Genomic DNA, 23,459 nt, shown 5'->3' with positions numbered 1-23,459 from the left:
AAAATTCACAGGTTTTGGTATTTTTTGGCTTTCAAAGTGGTATTTGAACGAATTTATTAATCCCCTCAACCAAATTTTTTGCTTGTTTTAAAAAGTGATTACCGTGTTTTATCACTAAAACTTATTGAACAAAAACCCTCCCTTAGACTCAAAATCAATGATATACATCGTGCATTAGATCGTTTTAAAACTGCCCAAAACAGCTTTTTTGCACAAAAAATCAAAAATTGACGTAATAAGCAAGGATGATATTGATCTCATTGTCAAAACCAAAAATAGGAAAGGGAAGAGCCTTAGGAAATGCCCTGAATAAAGAAGGGGCAAACAAAAAACGAGCTTTGAGAAATGCTGTAAATTACTGTTCTAAGCTTTTCACCTCAAAGCCCACTAAATTATTATCATTGAATTGTGGTGTAATATCCATTGGGTTACAACAGACTTCACAATCCTCAACATAGGTTTGACTTGATATTGAAGAATCTAACAGTATGGAAATCTCTTCCCAGCAATACGGACATTGGAAAAAATGCTCGTACATTTTTAAAGCTCCACATTCAACAATTGCCCGGTAAGCTGCAGTAACTGAAGTTCTGCCAATTTGGCCTCGTATTTGGCCAAATTCTTATTGGTCTGGGCATTCAATAAATTTATCTGGGCCTGTCTGAATTCAATAGAGGTTATTCTACCCAATTGAAACTGCTCCTTTGAGCGTTCAAAATTATTTTGGTTGGTAACAACGTTTTGTTCCTGAATGGTATAAATGACCAGTTTGTTTTCATAGATAGCCATAGCATTCTGAATATCGCGATCAACTTCAAGTTCAATTTGTTTTTTAAGCAGCTCTTGGTTCTCATAAGCTATTTTAGCATTCTTGACCCGTACATTGGTACCTCCACCATCAAACAAATTCCAAGAAAGACTGGCTCCCAAATCAAAACTGGTATTGTCGGTATTGGTACCCGGAAAAAAGGCCGATTGAGCACTTTGGTTCAAATTCCACCCATAGGATCCACTTAACCCAATAGTAGGGAGATAGCCCGACTTTTGTACTTTGATATCGTATGAATTGATCGCAAGATTCCTTTCGGTCTGCAATAGGGAAACGTTATTCAACTTTGCCTGCCCAACGAACTCCTCCAATTTGATTTTAGGAATAAAAGTAACCAAGGTATCAACAGTATATAGCATGTTCAAATCCTGACTCAAAAGCACGTTAAGGTCCCGTTTTGTATTCGCCAGTTGTTGTCTTGCATTCAATACATTTATACTATCATTGGTAATATCGACTTGGGCATTTAGAATATCCAATTTTGTACTTTGACCATATTCAAAAGAATACTCCGAACGCGTATACCGATCCCTTGAAATATCAAGTGTTTTTCGCAATACATTTTCATTTTCGGTAAGTCTGGCTATTTCATAATATACACTGAAAAGTTGTACTATGGTATTCTCTATTGTTTCCCGCGCCTGTAGTTCGCTTAGTTGATATTGCTCTTTCAATCTTTTATAATTGTAGAATCTACCTAGGCCATCGAATAGCGTATAACTTGCCGTTAAAGCGGAGGAATACGATTGGGCTTCTGCCTTATCGAGTTCAACATCTTCCCTAGGGGTGCCATCTTCGTTGAACTGTCCCGGAAACTCAATAACGGAATCATCCCTACTGTAACTTGCACCGGCAGAACCTGTAAGTGTCGGCAAATAACCGGAATTCATGATTCCTTTATTATTCCCGGCAACCTCAACTTGGTTCTTGGCCACATTAATACCGTAATTATTTTCCAAGGCTAGTGCAATTGCATCCTCTTTGGTCAATACTTTTTCCTGTGCCTTAAGACTTACTCCAAAAACACCTATTAAAGCCATTAAAAAGGCAACTTTGTTTTTAATCATGTTCGAACGTCGTATTTTATAATGTTCTTCGTTATACATGGCTTACAATTACCAAAATCCTTAAATATTTTAATCATCATTATGACTCATAACCGCATGGCCTTCAGAAAGGTCACCGCTTAAATGAGCCTCCTCTTTCTGTTCTTTTATGGCCCTTTCAACCTCTTCCTTGGTGACACGTTCACCTGTTTTCAACCATTTGGTCCCCACCTTTATCTTATTACTGAAAGAAAGGAAAAGTGGCAACATCAATAAGGTCAAAACTGTTGCAAATGCAATACCATAGGCAATGGAAATCGCCATAGGTTTTAAAAACTGTGCCTGTCTACTTTTTTCCAACAGCAATGGGGCCAAACCGGCAATGGTAGTTACCGAGGTCAGGAAAATAGCCCTAAATCTCGATTTTCCTGCTTCAATCAAGGCATCATCAAACTGCATACCTTCCCTAAGGTTTGCATTGAACTTACCTATGAGTACCAACCCGTCGTTAACCATAATACCGATCAATGCGATAATACCCAACATTGACAGAAAGTTCACCGGGAAACCATGTATCCAATGCCCCCAACCAACTGCTGTGATGCTAAAAGGCACCAACAAGATCAACATTAAAGGTTGACTGAAACTCCTAAAGGTAAAGGCGATGGTAATATAAATCAAGAGTATTACGGCCACACCTACCCCTTCCAACGAATTAATGGTTTTGTTCACTTCCCGGTTTTGACCTTCATAAGAAGGAGTCACCGTAGGATATTTGGATTCTATCCCCGGCATGATATTCGCTTTTATATCGTTCATGACATCGGTAGCACTAGTCTCCTTTTCATTTTTCAGGTCAGCTGAAATTTGGATTTCACGTCTCCCTTCCAAACGATTGATCGCCACATCCCCCCTTTCAATGGAATAGCTGGCTATTTCTTTTAGAGGCACCCGGTCCCCGGATGGCGTCTGTATGCGCATTTCATCTAAATCGGCAATAGAAGATCGGTTTCCACGATCATACCGAACCCAGACCTTAATCTCATCTTGCCCACGTTGAAAACGCTGTGCTTGGGAACCAAAAAAACCGGCCCTTACCTGATTCATTACCGTTCTTAGGTCCAACCCCAACAAATAAGCATTTTCCTTGAGCTCCAAACGTATTTCTTTTATACCCGCCGGGTCGTTATCCTCAATATCCTTTAAAGCGGAATTACTCAACATAGCCGTCTTCAGTTCATTCTTGGCCGCCTTTAATTCTTCAATGTTATTTCCCAGCAAGGATACCGAAACCGGATTCCCTCCAAAATTACCACCAGAACCATAAATCAAACTCTCTACCCCTATTACCGGACCCACCAACTCCCTGAGTCGATTAGTTACCAAATCCGAAACAATTTCATCAGGACGCTCTTCCCCTGGCAATAAATTCAGGGTCAGGGTAGCTGCTGACGACCCTGGACCCAATTGTTTTATCACATTCTCGTATAATACTTTACCTGTACCTTGCAAATATTTATCTGTCAATTCTTGATTCACGATTTCAGCCTTCGTCTCAATCAATGAAATTATTGAATCGGTCACCTTCTCATTCGTCCCATTGGGCATTAATAACTCTACCTGAACACGATCACTCGCGATCCGAGGAAAAAATGAAGTACGGATTATTCCACCACCGATCGACCCTAAGGTCAGGATCAATAGCATTGAAAATATTCCAAAAGAAAAGAGTTTATGTTGCATTACGAACTGCAGGGTTGGACTGTACATTTTATCCCTCATCCATTTCATAAACCTGTCACCTGCCCGATTGATTCCCCTAAGACGGGCAAAGGCTGCTGCAATTCCCGTTTTCTCTGTATTATCAACCGGTTGAAGGGCCTTAGAGTGTGCCAAGTGGGCAGGGAGTATTATCAAAGCCTCTATCAATGAAATTACCAGGGTGAGGATAACAATTACGGAAACTTCACTGAAAAACTCACCTATCCTACCATCCAAGAACAGGAATATCGAGAATGCCAGTACTGTCGTAATAATAGCAGAAACAATAGGGGGTATAACCTCCATGGTACCGTCAATCGCTGCGGCCAAAGGCGATTTTCCCCTTTCGTAATGCTGATAAATATTTTCTGCGATTACGATACCGTCATCAACAAGAATACCGATTACGATAATCATCCCGAATAATGAAAGCACATTTATGGTAACATCGAAAAAGCCTGCAAATATGAACATTCCCAAAAAGGAAATCGGCAAACCAAATGCTACCCAAAAGGCCAATCTTGTATTCAAAAAAAGTGAAAGGAACAAAAGAACCAAAAGCATACCCATAATGGCATTTTCGGTCAACAATTGGGTTCGCTGGTTCAAGGTCTTGGACTGATCACTCACCACATCTAAACGAACATTGTTATGCTGTTCGTTAAAATTGGAAATATATTCTTTGACCTTATCCGCAGAACTAAGTAAGTCTTCTGTATTTGTACTTGTTATCGTGGTATTTATCGCCATATTCCCATTGAAATAAATGGCATTCGGGGTTTCGGAGAACCGGTCCCTGATAACGGCCACGTCTTTCAGGCGAACAGTTTGCCCACTAGCATCGGCCCTTACAATGATATTCGAAAGTTCACTACCATAATACGACCTATTATTTGCCCTTATCAGATATTCTTCCGCGTTCGTTTTAATATTACCTCCTGTTACCAAGATATTGGCATTACTAACAGCTTGGGCAACTTCATCAAAAGACATATCGTAGGCCAAGAGATTATTCTCATTTACCGCAATTTCTATCTCTTCTTCAGGATACCCGGAAATGTCTATCTGGGAAATTCCGTCAATGGCCCTAAGATCATTCTCTATTTGCCTTCCAATCTGTTTCAAGGTCGCTAAAGGGATGTTGTCACCACTAATAGCAAAATTTATGGTTTGCCTAACAGCCTCCAATTTAGAAACGATCAATGGCTCCATGCCTGTCGGAAATGTAGGTACCCTATCCACGGCATTTTTCACCTCTAGAAGCATAAAATCAATATCTCGCCCCTTTTCAATCTCAACATTTATGTTACCACTATTTTCTTGGGAGATGGAAGTAACCCTATCTACACCCTCCAAGCCTTTAAGGTTATCCTCGATCTTGAGTACAATACCCTCCTCAACTTCTTGTGGGGAAGCCCCAGGATAGGTAATACTTATTGAAATGTTCTTGGAATCGGAAAGCGGGAAAAAGGAGGACTTTAATGAAAGTGCCCCTATTAATCCAAAAATGGCAAACGCAAAAATAAAAACATGTACCGCTACATGGTACTTGATGAAATAGGAAATAACGTTTCTCATTAGTTGGCCGTATTAGTTGATTCCCTTGTTTCTTTTTCTTGATATTGCTTTACCAACATGCCGGTATAAGCCCCGACAACAGGTTTACTTAAAATGGTCAATCCGTTGGGTACATTTTTCAACACCACCTTTTTATTTGAGAAATAAACCGGCTCAACATCTATCATATCCAATAAAGAGTCGCGAACAACAAAAATGCGGTTATTTTCCAATAATAGGTTTCTATCAATTTCTATGGCATTCGTTTCATCCTTGGCATCTAGATTGGCCTCAAGATACATACCCTCCCTAAGGCCACTGTCCCTAACCTCAATATAGGCCTTGATCGTCTGCGTTGCCTGATCCACACTTCCGTTGATCCTGGTCACCTTGCCTTTGTATTCCTTGGTCTTGTCTAGATTGGTGAGGGCTACTTGCTCCCCTACTTGGAGCAAGTCGCTGAATTTCTTGCTTATCGCGACCTCCAATTCATATACATCGGTATTTATGAACTCTCCTAACTTTTGACCGGAACGGATCAACGTTCCCTCGGTGACCAAGGCATCGGTCAAAACTCCATTAAAAGGTGCCGATATGGTATATTTCGTAAGTCTTTGCTCTAAATTCTTCACATTGTAATACGTGGTCAATATTCCCCTACCTGAAATAAAGAACTTTTCTTTTTCCGTAGTCATTTCCGGAAGTTTCGGAGTGGCCCCCTCTATATCAAAACCTGTGAGATACGTTTGCCATTTCGGAAAAATATCAGGGTAATCCAATCGAAGATCCGGCATTATGGACGTAAGCTGATTATAAAGGTTACTTTTTGCCGATTGTACATTTGCCTTGTATTCAGAAGCGTCTATACGAATAATACTTTCGCCTTTGCGATAGGTTTGTCCCGGGCGAAATAGCTTATTACCCCCACGAAAAACCCCTTGCACCTCTGCATACAGTTCTAAGCGGTTCTTGGCCATAAGATTACCATTGGCCGGCACCACTATTGGTATAATACCATTTTCAACCTTTTGCGTAAAAACGGTTTTTACGACTTTTTCAGCTTTGGGCTTGGCATTGCTCTTACTATCAATGATCAGTTTTGCTATGAAAATAGATGCCACGATAATCAGAACACCCAAAATACTTAAAATTGTTTTTCTCATATGGTTTGGCTATTGTACTAAACTTTCTTTCTTATAATTAATTTGCACTTTTTTCAATATTGCTATCAATTGCTTTTTTTCCATCTCCGAAATACCCTGCTCCATATCCTCAATAAATTGTTTTAGGGCTAATTTGGACTTTTTGAAAACCATTCTTCCTTCATCTGTCAAAAACACTTGGTTGACACGTTTATCTTCTTTATCCTGTTTTCTTATTATGCATTTCTTCTTTTCCATGTTCGAAAGCAAACGGGTCAATGAGGATTTATCCCTATTGGTCAAAAATGCCAATTCGTTTTGGTTAAGCCCGTCCCCTTCATGATCATGTAACATTTTAAGCACTACGATCTGCTCTTTACTGAAGGGCAACCCATGCCGGCTCAAAAGCAAATGCAGATAATGATCCACGAATTTGGAGGTTCTACCCAGCCACGGAAGGATAGAATTTTCAAAATCAATTTGTACTTCATCTACTTGCATGTGGCGAAACTAACGAAAAACGTTTTTAGTTGCAGGTGCAACCAACGTTAAAATTATCATAATGTCATTGTTTGAACAGGTAAATTTTCTATTGATTTCAGCCAAACAAAAAGGGATGCCTCCGCATCCCTTTTAACCAAACTAACTAAAACTATGAATCACTAACTATTCTTCGACATCTTCGAACTTTGTATCTGCCATTCTAGTTTTGCTAAAGTTAATGTCTTTGAAATCTATACGGGAATCATCCTTATCATAGTCAAAGACCAACATACCTCTTGTATCCATCATTCCTAAGTTCTCAAAGGAATTAAAGTTATTGTTTTGTATTTGAAATACCTCTAAACTAGCCAATTGCCCAAATTCAGCAGGTATGGCACCTCCTAAATGGTTGTTTGCCAAAACCAGTTCCCTCAATTTTGTAAGGTTACCCATTTCATTGGGTATTTTACCATCCAATCCATTTTCAAAAAGTCCCAAACTTTCCAATTGGGTCAGTTCACCTAAAGATTTGGGGATGGCCCCTTTCAAATTATTACTTGAAAGATTTAAGATCCTTAAGTTTTTCAGTCCTCCCAAAGCTTCTGGAATACTCCCTGAAATAAAGTTATTGAAAATGGAAAACTCCTCCAATTCCGTCATCATACCGATAGTATTGGGCAACGTTCCCTTTAGGCGGTTCATTTCCAATTTTAAGACCTTTAATTCTTTCAACAGACCTAAACTTGTCGGTAATGTTCCTGTGATGGAATTGAAAGCCAAATTCAACTTTTTCAGGTGACCCAGTTTACCAATACTAGTTGGCAAGGTTCCCGACAGATTATTATGGAACAATTCAATCCCTACAACATGATCTTTTTCAACATCAACACCGTACCATGTTTCACATTCGGTCTCTAAATCCCACGTAACTTTCCAAGATATCCCATTGGTACTTTCATAGAAATCTATCAAGGCTTGTTTTTCTTCTAAACTAACTTTAGCCAGTAATACACTATTGGCCATCATAGTCATCAAAACCAAACATAATATCCTTTTCATATTCCAAATAATTATTAATGAGTAAAACTACTTCTTATAAATTAAGAATTACCCTACAAATATAGCAGTAGAACCTGTTAAATCGCAACTTTTATCGTTAAACGGTTCTATAATGTTGTAAAAGTTCTGTTATGTGTGGTGTAGGAAAAGTTTTAAACTAAAATTTAGGAACTACCCAACCGAATTTTCCAATTCGATGGTAATTTTGGTCCATTGTTCCATAAGTATTTCCAAATCTTTCTTTTTACCTTGGTAAGTATCGAAAAAATTAGGTGCCGAGATAGTAGCGTCATAGTTCATGAGAAGTTCGTGGTCTATTTCCTTTAATTCCTTTTCCAGTAAGGCAATTTTACTTTCCACTGTACTCAATTTATTCTTTAAGGATTTTATTTTCTTTTGGTCTTGAAAGGAATTTGATGGCTTTTGGGCTTTTACCTTCTTGGTTGAATTGCTCTTTTCCTTCTCAATGGCCCTAAAATCGGCTACCTTTCTTTGTTCCAGATAAAAGTCGATATCCCCCAAATACTCTTTGATCTTCCTATCCCTGAACTCATATACTTTATTGGTTAATCCTTGAAGGAAGTCCCTATCGTGAGAAACCAATATGAGGGTGCCCTCAAAATTCTGAAGGGCTGTTTTCAATACGTTCTTGGATTGGATATCGAGGTGATTGGTAGGTTCATCCATCACCAATACATTAAAAGGTTGTAAAAGCATTTTGGCCAAAGCCAACCTATTGCGTTCACCTCCGGAAAGTACTTTCACATATTTATCGACTTCCTCGCCCCTAAAAAGGAATGAGCCCAGAATATCACGTACCTTACTCCTATTGGATTCGTTGGCAGCGTCTATCATGGTATCCAAAACCGTTTTGCGTCCATCTAGGTATTCTGCCTGGTTCTGGGCAAAATAACCTATCTGCACATTATGCCCCAACTTGCATTTTCCTTCATACTCTATCTCGCCAACCATTATCTTTGCCAAGGTAGACTTCCCTTGACCGTTTTGGCCAACGAATGCAGTTTTACTATCACGCTCAATTAGCAGGTCTATATTGTTGAGCACTAGATTATCCCCATAGTTTTTGGATAGGTCTTCAATTTCAGCAACTACTTTTCCGGGTGTTATTGAAATGGGGAATCGTAAATTCATTACAGCATTATCATCTTGATCTACCTCGATCCTCTCCATTTTATCGAGCTTTTTCATTAAGGATTGCGCCATAGAGGCTTTGGTAGATTTTGCCCTGAATTTCTCTATTAACCGCTCTGCCTGCTGAATTTCTTTGTCCTGGTTCTTTTGGGCATTGAGTTGCTGCTCCTTCATTTCACCCCTTAACTTAAGAAATTCAGTATAGGGTTTCCCATAGTCATAAATGCGCCCTAAAGATATTTCGATCGTACGGTTAGTGACATTATCCAAGAACATCTTGTCATGGGAAACGATCATCACCGCCCCGGGGTAATTGGTCAAAAATTGCTCTAACCATATAATCGATTCAATATCCAAATGGTTGGTAGGCTCATCGAGCAACAATACATCATTGGTCTGCAACAATAGTTTGGCCAATTCGATACGCATACGCCAACCTCCGGAAAAAGTCTCGGTTTTCTTATTGAAATCTTCCCGTTTAAAACCAAGACCTAACAATATTTTTTCGGTCTCTCCTTGATAGTTATACCCGCCAATAATCTCAAAATGATGTGTAAAATCATTTAAATCCACCATTAATTGGTGATATTCCTCACTCTCATAATCTGTTCTTTCGGCAAGTTGGTGGTTTACTTCCTCTAGCTTGCGTTCCAAGGATTTTATTTCCTCAAAAGCATGATAAGCCTCCTCTAGAACCGTTCTGCCCTGTTTAAAATCTATATCCTGTCTAAGAAATCCTATTTTTAAATTTTTCTCCGTGGCGATGGTACCCGAATCTATGGGCATATCTCTTGACAATAATTTCAAAAGTGTTGATTTTCCAGCACCATTTTTACCGATTAGGCCTACGCGATCTCCAGCATTTAACCTGAATGATATTTCCTCAAATAAATATTCACCTCCGAAAGAGACTGAAAGATTATGGACGTTTAGCATATTTTTGTGACCTAGGTTACTTTATGAAAAGTACAAATACTGTACTTTCGCGAAAACTTTTGCAAATGTTAAAAAAAGGAAACAAACTCTACAGTATTTTAACAGGAACTTGCCCTAAATGCCACAGTGAAAGTATGTATTTGGAGAAAAACCCTTATAAATTGGGCAAATTGTTCAAAATGCATGAACGTTGTTCGCATTGCAATACGAAATACAAGATCGAACCTTCCTTCTTTTACGGTGCCATGTACGTTAGTTACGGGGTGGGTGTCGCTTTTGCCGTTGCTGCTTTTGTAATTTCCTTTTTGTTCATCGGTACTTCCCTATTTACAGCTTTTATTGCAATAGTAGTTACAATGATAGTCTTTTTGCCGGTGATCATTCGCTTATCCAGAAATATTTGGATAAACTTTTTTGTTCATTACGATCCCAATGCCGCTAAGAAGAAATAGTATATTTTTTATTATACCGTTGGATATCTATTTCAGGGGGCAACATCACTTCGTTTTCAATAAATTCCCAAAGTTGTTTTGAGACCGTTGGTGCAATAAGCACTCCTCGGGAACCTAAACCGTTCAATACATACATTTGTTTATGTTCAGGATGGCGACCAACCAATGGCCTTCTATCAGCAACCGTTGGCCGTATACCCGCGGCATGACCAACGATTTCGTATTCGCTTTTTATAAACGTATGAAGTTTAGTCAATAATTCACTCTTGGCCCTTTCGGTAGGTGTGTTGGTCTTATCAGTTCTTTCATAGGTTGCACCGACCCTATAATGATCCCTGCCTAAAGGAATTATAAAAACAGATGATTTAATGATCTCATTCACCTTTAGTGCAGGTGCCTTTATGGTCAAAAGTTCCCCTTTACTACCCTGTAATGGCAGATAGTTGAAATAAGGATTTTTCTTAAGACCGAAACCTTGCGCAAAAACAATTCTCTTGGCTTCAATATTTTTATACTTTACATAACCTTGTAGTACTTGTAAGCTATCAAAATCGAAAGTCTCTTTTACAAATTTTTCCTTTTCCAATAGATGGGCTTCGTATGAGGCGATCAGAGTCTTCACATCGATTCTTCCCGTATGCAGAACTTTCCCAAAACCAAAAGGAGCTGCAATGGCCTCGTTTCCGTTTTCGACAACAGTGGTACTAAGAAACCTACCAAGCTTTTTTTTATCCGCTGCTTCGAACCAAAGGTTTTGCTCCTCTATAGATGCGAATTTCCTGAAAATAGGAATCTTATAATCCAATTGAACTCCTAATTTCGTCTCGAGTTTACCGTAAAAGGATAATGCAGTTTCCAATTGGGAATCGGCATTCCACGCCAATGTAAATCGTTTCAGTATTACCGGATTGTACAACCCACCCGCAACAAGGGATGAAGTTTGTGACCCATCGGAGATAACCTTATACTCCTTTCCCGTAACCTCCAATTGCTCACAAAAAGAAACGCCAGCCAAACCAAGGCCAACAACCAAATAATCTATCATGCCGTAAAATTATACATTCTATTAAACTCGAAGTAATTCCTGAACATAAAAAAACCCTGACGAAATCGCCAGGGTTTTCATTTTATGTATTGAATTGGAATTTACAGTACATTAGGGTCTTATCTCCCTTTAATTTGGCAGTTAATAATGCCAATTACTAGAATACTATAATTGTATTCAGATCAGGGCTTTATTAATAGGCCCACATATCCTGTTCCCTATCCCTAATATTCTCTTTGATTCTTTTAGCCTCTAAGAGTTGGAACAAGGCATTGTCAGCAATGTAGTCATTGACCTTACGGTCACCGTGAACATTATCCTCACGATAAATAACACCATTGAACCTTCTAGCATTCAACAACATATCATATGTGATAGGTTGTGCCGAGTTGCGTTGGTTAAAAACTTTTGCTTCGTGCAAGATCTGTCTTGCACTTGGGTACCATACCCAGAAAAGCTCAACCTTGGCATCTGAAGGATCCATAGATTCATCATCAATGAAGTTAACATCGGGAGCAACAGGGGCAATACCTAACAAACGGTATTTTAATTCTCCCTGGCGCTTGTCGAAATACCAGATTCCTTTAATGCGATACTCTTCTATATCTGCGGCAGTCAAATCCCGCTGGTTGATAAACTCCGGTGATAGTTCCTCACCCGCATTTATCTGTTCGTATCCCATATCGGTGGTATCTACTTTCTGTAACGTAGCGGCCAAATCACTGAACTTTCTTTTTTCAGTAAAATAGGAATCTACATATACATCTTCCAATTTACCATTTTTGATGCTCTTGATAAGCACATCGTATAACGACCTTCTATCAGAACCTATATCAACAGTATCTATCGGATAATAGAGTGGAAAGTTGACACGCTCATCCAGATCAATGGTCTCCCATACGGTTTTGGACCAAAGGATATCCCTATCATCTACATAACCGTACTCCAACGGAGCATCATTGTCCAGAGCTTTCTGCGCTTCGGTCCTTACACCTATCTGTTCTGGCTTTTTAGCATTCAATATGTTTGCTTGGGCCATGATCGATGCAGGCAGTAGACTAACAGCTCCGATTAATAAAACATTCTTCCAATTCATAAAATATAATTTAAATAATACTACTTATTAGTTTGTTATCTCTACAACTACTGGAGATACCTTTTTAAGTTTGTAGCTCTTATTGTTCGTGATATAAGCATTTACGTCGAATATCTGAACAGCATCACCACGTTTGGCTCTTTTCAAGGCAGATTTGGCCCTAGAGTCAAGTTTGTTACCATTTACACTTACGGTAGGCTGACCAGGTACTTTGAATTTGAATCCACTTACTTTAAGGTTCAAGTCAAAATCAAAGTCTTCCAATAAAGCACCGACTGTAGCAATCTCCAAGTTTTTTCTTGGCATTTTAGTACTACCGGTCTCACCTCTAATAGCTCCTGCAGGTCTTGGAATATCCTTGATCCTGAATTCAGATCTAGAAGATACGGTCTGACCATCTGGCAATTTACCAGAAGCTGTAATCGTAACTGTTCTACCAGTACCGGGATTCATTACATATTTACTACCACTTACGGATTTTAAACCTGGTGCGGAAGCATTTACTTTGTTATTTGGTATACCTGGGATTGAAATAGACATTGGGTTAGAAACACCTCGATAAACAACGTTCATCTTATCAGCAGCTATCAAAGCAGCATTTGGCTTACTAATGGTCGCAAAGCTATTATTGACCTCAACAGGAATTTCCTCACCATCTTGCATAAAGAACATGGTACCTTTTATTTCATGATCACCAGCAGAACCGGCACCAATCAACATTTTAATACCACCAGCTTCCAAAGCATAGTCTTTACCTTCAGACAATTTTCTACCGTCAAGGGTCAATTCTGCCCTTACAGGTGTTGAAGATTTATCCGTTTTACTGATAATGATCTTACCATCGTACTTTTCACCGGCATAGAAAGCCGACTTACTGGCAGCCAATGACGTTGCGAAATTCTTCAAAGAAACCTGGTTGGTCAACTCACCCTCAAGCATTGATTTCAAAGCAGCCTCTTCAGTTGCCTTAACGTCTGCCTGAAGCGATGTAAGTTTAGCCAATGAAGCTACTAAAGGATACCCTTCATAGTGATAATTGATCCAATCTTGCATTCCGTCTTTGGCCTTAACCTTACCTTCTTCGTTTCCTGTTTGAAAACGGGTAATTACGGATTCTTTCAAAGAAGCAGGTACCATTGCCGCAACTTGATCGCGGTAATCAGTGATTCTTTTCATGAATTCCTTACCTTCTTCGGCTAGGTTATCACCTTGGAAAAACTTCTGGTCCAAGAAATCTGAATTGTCCATACGGGCATAATCCTTTGGATCCTCCACTTTTTCCATCATCCCTTTCTTAAGACCTTCCAAATAGTCGAAATACTCTTGGGACATTGTTTTAATCGTCTGGGCTTTTTGATATAGCTCGCCATACTTCTTAGCATCTTCAGACGCTTTGGTTTCTAGACTTCCCAAGAAAGCTTCATTACTTTCGGTTGTCTTTATGTTAGAAGCTTCTAGCTTTTCGTTCATGATACCGAACGCTGCTAAAACTTCTTTACTCATATTTAAGGCCAACATCGCGATGAAGATCAAGTACATTAGGTTGATCATCTTCTGACGTGGTGACTGTTTTCCTCCTGCCATTTTTTCTAATTAGATATTAATGATTATTTGATTTGGGTTTGGACTAATGTTCTAATTAGTTTCTGTTCATAGCAGTTAACATACCACCGTATACTCCGTTAAGAGAAGATAGGTTAGTGGCCAAAGATTCCATTTGATCTTTAAGAGCACTGGCATTCTGAACAACTTCTTCGTTTACGCTAGCTTGTCTGCTTGCACTTTCCAATTGTACTTTGTACAAACTGTTCAAAGATTCCATTTGGGCAGCTGCCTGAACCATTTCATCAGAATATTTTTTGGTAGACTCCATGGCATCCACTGTAGGGGCGATACCTTTTGCTGCACCTTCGAAATTCTTGATACTGGAACCTAAGCTCTCCATAAGACTAGCGTCGATACCGGCTTCTTCCAATAGATTATCCAATTTTTTAGATAAAGAAGTTTCCGATTCCTTGATTTCAGCAAGTTCGTTTTTCTTAGAACCGCTGCTCATTCCGCCAGCTAATTCTGGGTATACCAATGACCAATCGTATTCGTCATCTACCGGTTCAAATGCACTAATGGCAAAAATAAGTGCTTCTGTAATAAGACCTACAGACAATAAAAGACCTCCTGTTAACGGACCGATCTCCCAGTGAAGGATCTTGAACAATGCACCAATAATTACTACCGATGCCCCAAGCCCGTAAGCCATGTTAAATAATTTTTTTGTTGATTTTGACTGTGCCATAATTTTAAATTTAATTTTAGTTAATGTTAATAATAAGTATTTGGTTAAAGTTTGATTTTTTTCCCCATCCGATATCGAACCGGGAATTGGGACGTATTTATGATAATCGTTATTCTTATTGTGTTGAATCTTCTTCTCCCATATAATCCTGTACGGTTCTAAAACCTACATAACTACGGGCAGAATCCGCATATTCGTAATCCCTGGTACTTACTTGTAGGAAATAAGCAACATCTTTCCAAGATCCTCCCCTAATTACCTTTCTGGCATTGTTTCCGTCGCCACCATTAGGGTTCATCGTAGATACATATTCGTATGAACTTGGATCATAACTGGAGTTTGTCCACTCCGAAACATTCCCTGCCATATTGTACAGGTTAAAGTCATTCGGTTCGTATGATTTGGCCTCAACGGTGTATAGTGCTTGATCGGCTGCGTAATCACCACGTTGTGGTTTAAAGTTTGCCATAAAACAACCGGTATCACTTATAACATAAGGACCACCCCAAGGATATGTACCTCCTTCGATACCTCCTCTTGCCGCATATTCCCATTCTGCCTCAGTAGGCAACCTGAATTTATTCACGAATTGTTTACCCCTGCTCTTTTGGTCATCGTTCTTGAACTTGGTTCTCCAATTACAAAATGCCTTGGCCTGTTTCCAGGAAATACCGACTACAGGGTATTCACTATAAGCATCGTGCCAAAAATAATCGTTGTGCATGGGCTCATTATAGGAATATTCAAAATCCCTGATCCAAACGGTCGTATCTGGATAAATTTCCAATTCTTCATGCTTAATGAAATCTTTTCTGTTTCCGTTTCTGGAACGGGCAGCAGCTTCGATATCCATCCAGCTATACTTATACTTGAGAGCGGTAACATCAATGGTCCTTTGACCATTATATGATTCCTCTTCGGATATATATAAAGAATCCATTACTTCAGTATAATATTCATCTGGGTAGTCCGAGGTATCCCAGACCAAGTCCACATCGGTATTCAATGCACGACCCTCATAACCTGTTTCTCCCATGCCAGAATAATTATCCAACATATACTTGTCATAAACAGATGCTTTGGTCGTATCCGCATCTTTAAACGCATAATCACCGATACCTCCATCTTCAGGACCTAATCCCAGCTCATCGGCCAAAATAGCTAATTTGGTTCTGGTTATAGAATCTTTGACCCACTCAACAAACTGCCTATATTCACTGTTCGTTATTTCCGTGTCATCCATATAAAAGGATCGCACTGTAACAGTTTTGGTAGGTGCATTGAGAAGTTTGGCCTGATCTTCCTCACTTTTACCCATGATGAAAGATCCGCGTGGGATCAATTCCATTCCATAAGGTTTTTCCGGGTACCACTTTTTGCCTTGGACGCCGACCAGCTCTCCTTTTGTTTTGGACCCACAACTGGTGAGTAAAAAAACAAATGCTATAGATGATAACAATAGCTTCTTCATACTTTAGGTTAAATTTCGATTAAGGTTATAAATGCAAACACAATTATTATTCTACTCTCTAAAACTACGTTTTGGGTAAATTATTGTACGTTATACGATTATCGCCTAATTTTTTTTAATCAGTTAAAGCCTTTTCTGTAGGCCTTGAACCACCTCTCTGGAATATTCTGGTTGCAAGCATCCAAATAGTCCTGTTCGGTGCAAGGTAATAACGCCACTGATCCGGCTTTAGTATGTGAAGTCAAAATTGAAGGTACCTCTACCCACCATCTTTCGGTAAGATGGCTCTTATAATAGACCAACTGCTCAGTATCAGTCGGCACGGTATACTTTGTAAAATCGTCTGATTTTGAATAAGGGGATTCATCGATCCTGAAATTGACCCCTTCTATGAAGTACCATATGATATGGGCCAACAATTGGCAAGACTGATCTATATTTTCCATTTCATAGATGCCGAAAACACTGACCTTCTCGCTTAGGCCCGCATATCTGGCTATGGCACATATCTCTCTCCCATCAAATCCATTAGGTGAGAAATTCGGTGAAATTCCAAATTCGCTCGACTTAATCGCCCTGGTATCCAAACTTACCATATGGGCATTTCGAAGTACTGGTTCTGCCAAAGAAACGTCATTAATCAACTCACCCAACCTGTACGCATCAAAAAAAAGGCGATCCATAAGATCTTTTTCTTCCTGCGCGATAAAATAACTTTGGTATCCTAAATTGGAAAAATTGAAAAGATTGTTCGGTTTATCAGTGATGATCTTACTCATATAGGAGTGAGAAGATATAAGTTCATCTTCCATTCCGAAATCAAAACGACTATCTATCGCCACCAAATTCACCATATCACGGATACCGTCAAAGGCACGGTAGGCTGCATAGGTAATATCTTGGGTAGCCCCTAAAATAACAGGTATGATATTCTCTTCGAGCAAACCTGCTACTATTTCCTTAACCACGAAATAGGTGTCATTGACGGTTTCCCCTTCTTCAATATCGCCCATGTCAACAATAGTTGAATTCCAATTGCCCAACATTAACTTGTACAGTTGAATCCGAATGGCGGAGACGTCTAATTTTTCCAGTTTCTTTTCATAGGCGTTACGGGATTCCCGAACACCCAGTAGAGCAATGGTCGCATTGGCCAGTACCGGAAGACCATCATTCTTTGTATGTGCATAAATATGTCTTCCAAGAGCCTGTGCGGGTAACAATTCGGTATGGGCCAATACCTTATCTTCTACAGGAACCAAAAAATCGAATGCCATACTTATTTCTTAGCTTTAGTTTTTGCTTTTGCCTTTGTTTTTGCCTTTGTTTTTCGTTTTGGGGTCTTCTTCTCTATTAATGTCTTTGCTTCTTCCAAAGTCATCTTTGTGACGTCAACGGTTTTTGCGAGTTCTACCTTGACCTTACCCTTAATGACATTATGCCTTCCCCATCTGGCCTTTTCTATTCGGATTCCCTCTTCGGGCCATTCCTGTATAAGCTTATCTATTTCTTTTTGCTTCTTGGCCTCTATCAGTTCTTCAATATCCGCTTGTGAAAGGTTATCGAAATCGTATTTCTTATTTACATTGATGAACATGCCGTCCCATTTAATGAACGGACCAAATCTTCCAACCCCTTTAATCACATCTTTATTCTCATAAGATGCTATTGGTGCGTCGGCTTTTTGTTTTTCCTTTATCAACTCGATCGCTCGCTCCAAGGATACATCCATAGCACTTTCGCCTTTGGCCAACGAAACGAACTTTTTACCAAATTTCACATATGGCCCAAATCGCCCAACATTTGCCTCTATCTCCTCTCCTTCAAAAACCCCCAGTTTTCTGGGAAGCTTAAAGAGGTCCATCGCCTCTTCAAAAGTTATCGTATTCAACGATTGGTCGGGAGCCAAACTTGCAAATTGTGGTTTTTCCTCGTCATCAACGGTACCTATCTGTACCATTGGCCCGAACCTACCTAATCGTACCGAGACTTGTTTACCGGTCTTAGGGTCTTTACCCAATACTCGTTCACCACTGGCACGATCTGCATTTTCTTCGACATCAACTACCGTAGGATGGAAATCTTTATAAAAATCTTTCATCACCTTGTGCCAATCTTCCTGGCCATCGGCAATCTCATCAAAATCCTCTTCGACCTTAGCCGTAAAGTTATAATCTAAAATATTCGAAAAATGACTTACCAGGAAGTCATTGACGATCATACCTATATCGGTAGGTACCATTTTTCCTTTATCGGAGCCAACCGTTTCAGTCAATTCCTTTTCCTTGACCACGTTGGCCTTCAAAGTAAATTGAACGTACTTTCTTTCTGTACCCTCTACAGTACCTTTCTCTACATAACCTCTATTCTGTATGGTAGAAATGGTAGGAGCATATGTCGACGGTCTTCCGATTCCCAATTCTTCCAATTTTTTAACCAAGGAGGCTTCGGTAAAACGATATGGAGGTCTTGAAAAACGCTCGGTTGCCGTCATATAATTATTGAACAAGGCATCACCAACCTTCATCGGTGGCAGCATCCCTTCTTGTTCTTCAGAAATGTCCTCATCATCGAGTCCTTCCATATAAACCTTAAGAAAACCGTCGAATTTAATTATTTCACCATTGGCTGTGAACTCATCTGAATGCGTACTGGCCTTGATTTTTACGTTGGTTCGCTCTAGCTGGGCATCGCTCATTTGCGAAGCTATGGTCCTTTTCCAAATTAAATCGTACAACTTGGATTGATCCCGTTCTAAAGAAGGCGACTGTCTTGACATATCGGTAGGTCGAATGGCCTCGTGTGCTTCTTGCGCTCCCTTGGACTTACCCTTGAAATTACGAACCGTACTGTATTCCTCACCGTAGTGGTCGATAATTTCATCTTTGGCCGCATTGATAGCTTCCCCTGAAAGGTTTACACTATCGGTCCTCATATATGTTATAAGACCTGCTTCATATAATCGCTGGGCAACTTGCATGGTCCTAGCTACTGAAAAATATAATTTCCTGGATGCTTCTTGCTGTAAGGTAGATGTTGTAAACGGTGCTGAAGGGGATTTCTTAGCTGGTTTCTTATCTAAGTTCCCGATAGAAAAATCAGCTTTGATATTTTTATTCAGAAAGGCTTCTGCCTCTTCCTTTGTGGCAAAGGTTTTACCCAATTTAGCGGTGAATACACCTCCGCTCCCTGTTTTGAATTCTGCCGAAACCTTAAAAGAGGCTTGGGGGGTAAATGCTTCAATATCACGCTCCCGTTCCACAATCAACCTTACGGCAACCGATTGTACACGACCTGCCGAAAGCCCTGGTTTTATTTTCTTCCAAAGTACCGGTGACAATTGGTAACCCACTAAACGATCCAATACCCTTCGCGCCTGTTGGGCGTTTACAAGATCATAATTTATCTCCCGTGGATTTTCAATGGCTTTTTGAATTGCTGATTTGGTGATCGAGTTGAATACGATTCTTTTGGTCTTTGCCTTATCTAACCCTAAAGTCTCTGAAAGGTGCCATGAAATAGCTTCCCCCTCTCGGTCCTCATCACTGGCCAACCATATGGTCTCTGCTTTTTTCGCTAAATCCTTAAGCTTTTTTACTAGGGCTTTTTTGTCTTTATCGACGATATATTTTGGAATGAAACCATTTTCAACATCAACTCCCAATTCCTTCGAAGGCAAATCGGCTATGTGACCAAAGCTCGATTCCACCTTAAAATCCTTACCCAAAAACTTCTCTATAGTTTTGGCCTTTGCAGGAGACTCAACAATTACTAAATTTTTCGCCATCTACCTTATTTATGGGTACAAATGTATACTAAAAATTAAACTTTGAAATTTGAAGTATTCATTTTTCCCTATTATTCCTAAATAATAACCATTCAAAATAACGAAATCCATAGAAATATAAAAGTTTGGCAAAGTCGGGCACCAGTGCCCAAAAAATATTTCTATTTTTAAGGGAACTATCTAAAAAAGAACCCGATAATGAAACAAATTTGCACGGCTATTCTATTCGCATTTCTCTTTCTACAACCTTTTCAAGATACATATGCACAACGAAAGAAAAAGACCATTTCCTTTAATGACTCATTATATAATGGTATGAAATACCGTCCTATCGGGCCTTTTAGAGGCGGTAGGGCCGGTACGGTTTCGGGCGTGTTGAACAACCCAAACCTTTATTTCATGGGTACGGCCGGTGGCGGTGTTTGGAAAACGACGGATGCAGGCAATTCATGGAAATGTATCTCTGACGGATTTTTCGGAGGCTCTATTGGTGCCGTGGCCGTATCGGAGTCCGACCCAAATATCATCTATGTCGGTGAGGGCGAACAAACATTGCGGGGCAATGTTTCTTCCGGAAAAGGATTATGGAAAAGTATGGATGCAGGAGAAACCTGGAAATTCATCGGCCTCAAGGATTCAGAGCATATTGCCAGAATACGAATTCATCCAAAAAACCCTGATTTGGTATATGTAGCGGCTATTGGCAATTTATGGAAGCCGAACGAAACAAGAGGTGTATTCCGCTCCAAAGATGGGGGTGATAATTGGGAAAAAATTCTTTACATAAGCGATAAGGCCGGTGCGGGTGATTTAATATTGGATCCCAACAATAGTAGGATTATTTACGCCACGACTTGGGAAATGAAAAGGAATGGCTACCGTATGGATAGTGGCGGACCGGACAGTAAGCTTTTTAAAAGTACCGATGGTGGTGATACTTGGAAAGACATTTCATCCCAAACCGGACTACCAGATTTTCCTTGGGGTATTGTCGGCATAACGGTATCTCCAGTTGATTCCAATAGGGTTTGGGCCCTTATCGAAGCGGAAAACGGAGGCTTGTTCCGTTCTGACGACGCTGGAGCAACCTGGAAAAAAATAAATGAGAACAGAGCCCTTCGCCAACGTGCTTGGTATTACACCCGTATTTATGCCGATACCGAAAATATAGATAAGCTTTACGTCATGAATGTCAGTTATGGGGTTTCTACCGATGGAGGAAAAACCTTTACGCTAAAAAATGCCCCACATGGCGACCATCATGATCTATGGATAGACCCGCAAAACAATAACAGAATGGTAATTGCCGATGACGGCGGTGCCCAAATTTCAAATGATGGCGGTAATAATTGGACCACTTATTACAATCAACCTACGGCACAGTTCTACCGTATTGCGACAGATAGTATTTTCCCTTATCGTATTTATGGTGCACAACAAGACAATACGGCTTTGCGTATTTCCCATAGATCTTCCGGCGCTTCCATTTCAGAACGTGACTGGGAACCTACTGCAGGTGGGGAAAGTGCACATTTGGCACCTGACCCAAAAAACAATCAGATCGTTTACGGGGGTACTTACAAAGGCTATATGAATAGATTGGACCACACCACCGGCCAAGCTCGCTCTACCAATGTTTGGCCAGACAATCCCGCAGGTTCCGGTGCTGAAATCATGAAATACAGGTTCAACTGGAATTACCCGGTCACTTTTAGCAGACATGATTCCAATAAATTATATGCAGGATCCAACTATTTACATGTAACGACCGATGAAGGCCAGTCGTGGAAAACCATTTCCCCTGATCTTACAAGGGGTTTACCGGAAACGATAAAGTCATCCGGCGGACCAATTACCCAAGACAATACCGGTGCGGAATTTTATTCGAATATTTTCGTAATCTCGGAGTCCATCTTGGAAAAAGGTGTCATATGGACGGGTAGCGACGATGGTTTGATCCACGTAACCAGGGATAATGGTGTTTCATGGGACAATGTAACGCCTCCTTCATCCATTTCCCCTAAATTGAACATGATCAATTCAATTGACCCAAGCCCTTTCCATAAAGGAACGGTTTACGTAGCTGCTACAGCCTATAAATTCGGCGATTACACACCATACTTATATAAGACGACCGATTATGGAAAAACATGGACTTTAATTACCAAGGGCATAAAAGACAATTATTACACACGGGTAATACGAACAGACCATGAACGCGAAGGACTTTTATATGCCGGAACCGAATGGGGCATGTATATTTCATTCGATGATGGTAATTCTTGGTCCCCCTTTCAATTGAATTTACCGATTACGGCCATACGCGATTTACATGTTAGGGACAATGACCTGATAGTGGCCACCCATGGTAGAAGTTTTTGGATCATTGATGACCTAACACCCTTACACCAACTTTCGCAAACTGTTGCCGACAGTTCTTTTTATCTGTACAAACCCGATACTTCATATAGGATGCATCAATCCGGTGGATGGTCAAAACCCAACACCAAACTCGTTGGGGAAAATCATCCAGATGGGGTAATGATTAATTTCTACTTGAAGAAATTTCAGGAAAAGGATACTGTACAACTCGAAATCTTAGAAGAAAACGGAGCTTTAATCCAAGGTTATTCAACACATGCCAAGGCCGACAAATTGAATCCCTCAGCCACCAAACCCTTAAAAGTCAAAGCTGGCGGAAATAATATGGTTTGGAACATGCGTTACCCCGGATACAAAACGTTCAAAGGTATGATCTTTTATTCTTCACCGAACAAGGGACCCAAGGCTGTTCCCGGAAATTACAAACTTAAACTTACCGTGAATAGTGTTTCCCAAGAACAGGGATTTGAGATTATAAAAGACCCTAGATTACCCAACTCACAAAATGATTATAGGGAACAATTTGACTTTTTGATCGCAGTACGCGACCAAGTAACCAAAGCGAACGAAGCCATCATCAAAATAAGAAGCATTCAAAAAGATTTAAAATACTTAAAGGATAAAACAAAAGACAATGATAGTTTACAAACGTTGATCACGGAATATGAAACTGAACTTTCCGTGATAGAGAACAATATTCATATGACCAAGAACAAAAGTAGGCAAGACCCACTTAATTACGGTATACGCATTAACAATAGGCTGGCCTTTCTTTTAGCTGATTCACAAAGGGGCGATTACCGGCCTACCCAGCAGGCAAAAGAGTTTTTTAATGAGATCGTTGCGGAACTCGATGTGCAGATCAATAACCTTAACGGCCTCGTAGATAAACAAACGGCAATAGTAAATTCCAAAATAGAGGAAGAGGAAATTAAATTCATATCCACCGAACCATGACCAACAAAAAA

At 39.9% G+C, this 23,459-nt stretch carries 16 protein-coding genes; 2 read left to right on the top strand and 14 right to left on the bottom strand.

The window, feature by feature from the left end; all coding sequences use genetic code 11:
* Positions 1-355: 355 nt before the first annotated feature.
* The 7 genes from R3X28_RS04740 to R3X28_RS04710 form a co-directional block, all read right to left on the bottom strand.
* Positions 356-538 (bottom strand): CPXCG motif-containing cysteine-rich protein, encoded by a 183-nt coding sequence (locus R3X28_RS04740; RefSeq protein ID WP_154362738.1) that lies wholly within the window; start codon positions 536-538, stop codon positions 356-358.
* Positions 539-540: 2 nt separating this feature from the next.
* Positions 541-1,896: a TolC family protein gene (locus R3X28_RS04735; RefSeq protein ID WP_154362740.1), complete on the bottom strand. Its 1,356-nt coding sequence runs from the start codon at positions 1,894-1,896 to the stop codon at positions 541-543.
* A gap of 69 nt (positions 1,897-1,965) precedes the next feature.
* Positions 1,966-5,214 carry an efflux RND transporter permease subunit gene (locus tag R3X28_RS04730; protein ID WP_317662811.1) on the bottom strand — a complete coding sequence of 1,083 codons (3,249 nt, stop codon included), beginning with the start codon at positions 5,212-5,214 and terminating at the stop codon, positions 1,966-1,968.
* Positions 5,214-6,356, bottom strand: a complete 1,143-nt coding sequence (locus tag R3X28_RS04725) for an efflux RND transporter periplasmic adaptor subunit (protein ID WP_317662809.1) — start codon at positions 6,354-6,356, stop codon at positions 5,214-5,216. Before R3X28_RS04725 ends, R3X28_RS04730 begins: the two co-directional genes overlap by 1 nt.
* A gap of 9 nt (positions 6,357-6,365) precedes the next feature.
* Positions 6,366-6,836, bottom strand: a complete 471-nt coding sequence (locus R3X28_RS04720) for a MarR family winged helix-turn-helix transcriptional regulator (RefSeq protein WP_317662807.1) — start codon at positions 6,834-6,836, stop codon at positions 6,366-6,368.
* 165 nt (positions 6,837-7,001) lie between these two features.
* Complete coding sequence (locus R3X28_RS04715) at positions 7,002-7,877, bottom strand: leucine-rich repeat domain-containing protein (protein WP_154362748.1); 876 nt, start codon at positions 7,875-7,877, stop codon at positions 7,002-7,004.
* Positions 7,878-8,048: 171 nt separating this feature from the next.
* A complete protein-coding gene (locus R3X28_RS04710) occupies positions 8,049-9,965 on the bottom strand; it encodes an ABC-F family ATP-binding cassette domain-containing protein (RefSeq protein ID WP_317662803.1) in 1,917 nt (638 codons plus the stop codon).
* A gap of 65 nt (positions 9,966-10,030) precedes the next feature.
* Here R3X28_RS04710 and R3X28_RS04705 point away from each other — a divergent pair, with 65 nt between their 5' ends.
* Positions 10,031-10,417, top strand: coding sequence for a DUF983 domain-containing protein (locus R3X28_RS04705; protein WP_317662801.1), 387 nt, complete (start codon positions 10,031-10,033; stop codon positions 10,415-10,417).
* Here R3X28_RS04705 and R3X28_RS04700 read toward each other — a convergent pair.
* From R3X28_RS04700 to topA, 7 genes are all read right to left on the bottom strand, one after another.
* Positions 10,404-11,462 carry an NAD(P)/FAD-dependent oxidoreductase gene (locus tag R3X28_RS04700; RefSeq protein WP_317662799.1) on the bottom strand — a complete coding sequence of 353 codons (1,059 nt, stop codon included), beginning with the start codon at positions 11,460-11,462 and terminating at the stop codon, positions 10,404-10,406. The genes R3X28_RS04705 and R3X28_RS04700 overlap by 14 nt on opposite strands.
* A 193-nt stretch (positions 11,463-11,655) precedes the next feature.
* Positions 11,656-12,558: a gliding motility protein GldN gene (gldN, locus tag R3X28_RS04695; protein WP_154362756.1), complete on the bottom strand. Its 903-nt coding sequence runs from the start codon at positions 12,556-12,558 to the stop codon at positions 11,656-11,658.
* A gap of 27 nt (positions 12,559-12,585) precedes the next feature.
* Positions 12,586-14,142 (bottom strand): gliding motility protein GldM, encoded by a 1,557-nt coding sequence (gene gldM / locus R3X28_RS04690; RefSeq protein ID WP_154362758.1) that lies wholly within the window; start codon positions 14,140-14,142, stop codon positions 12,586-12,588.
* 55 nt (positions 14,143-14,197) lie between these two features.
* Complete coding sequence (gldL, locus tag R3X28_RS04685) at positions 14,198-14,851, bottom strand: gliding motility protein GldL (protein WP_154362760.1); 654 nt, start codon at positions 14,849-14,851, stop codon at positions 14,198-14,200.
* A gap of 115 nt (positions 14,852-14,966) precedes the next feature.
* Complete coding sequence (gene gldK / locus R3X28_RS04680) at positions 14,967-16,322, bottom strand: gliding motility lipoprotein GldK (RefSeq protein ID WP_154362762.1); 1,356 nt, start codon at positions 16,320-16,322, stop codon at positions 14,967-14,969.
* Positions 16,323-16,441: 119 nt separating this feature from the next.
* On the bottom strand, positions 16,442-17,599 hold the full coding sequence (locus R3X28_RS04675; RefSeq protein WP_317662794.1) for a formimidoylglutamase: 1,158 nt from the start codon (positions 17,597-17,599) through the stop codon (positions 16,442-16,444).
* Between the two features lie 2 nt (positions 17,600-17,601).
* Complete coding sequence (gene topA, locus R3X28_RS04670) at positions 17,602-20,109, bottom strand: type I DNA topoisomerase (RefSeq protein ID WP_317662792.1); 2,508 nt, start codon at positions 20,107-20,109, stop codon at positions 17,602-17,604.
* Between the two features lie 198 nt (positions 20,110-20,307).
* Here topA and R3X28_RS04665 point away from each other — a divergent pair, with 198 nt between their 5' ends.
* Positions 20,308-23,448: a VPS10 domain-containing protein gene (locus R3X28_RS04665; protein ID WP_317662790.1), complete on the top strand. Its 3,141-nt coding sequence runs from the start codon at positions 20,308-20,310 to the stop codon at positions 23,446-23,448.
* The last annotated feature ends 11 nt before the right edge of the window (positions 23,449-23,459 follow it).

It is taken from the genome of Maribacter sp. TH_r10, from assembly GCF_033101095.1.
In the GTDB taxonomy this organism is placed as follows: Bacteria; Bacteroidota; Bacteroidia; order Flavobacteriales; family Flavobacteriaceae; genus Maribacter_A; species Maribacter_A luteus.
Note: the sequence above shows the minus strand (reverse complement) of the source record. Positions and strands in the feature narration are given on the sequence as shown.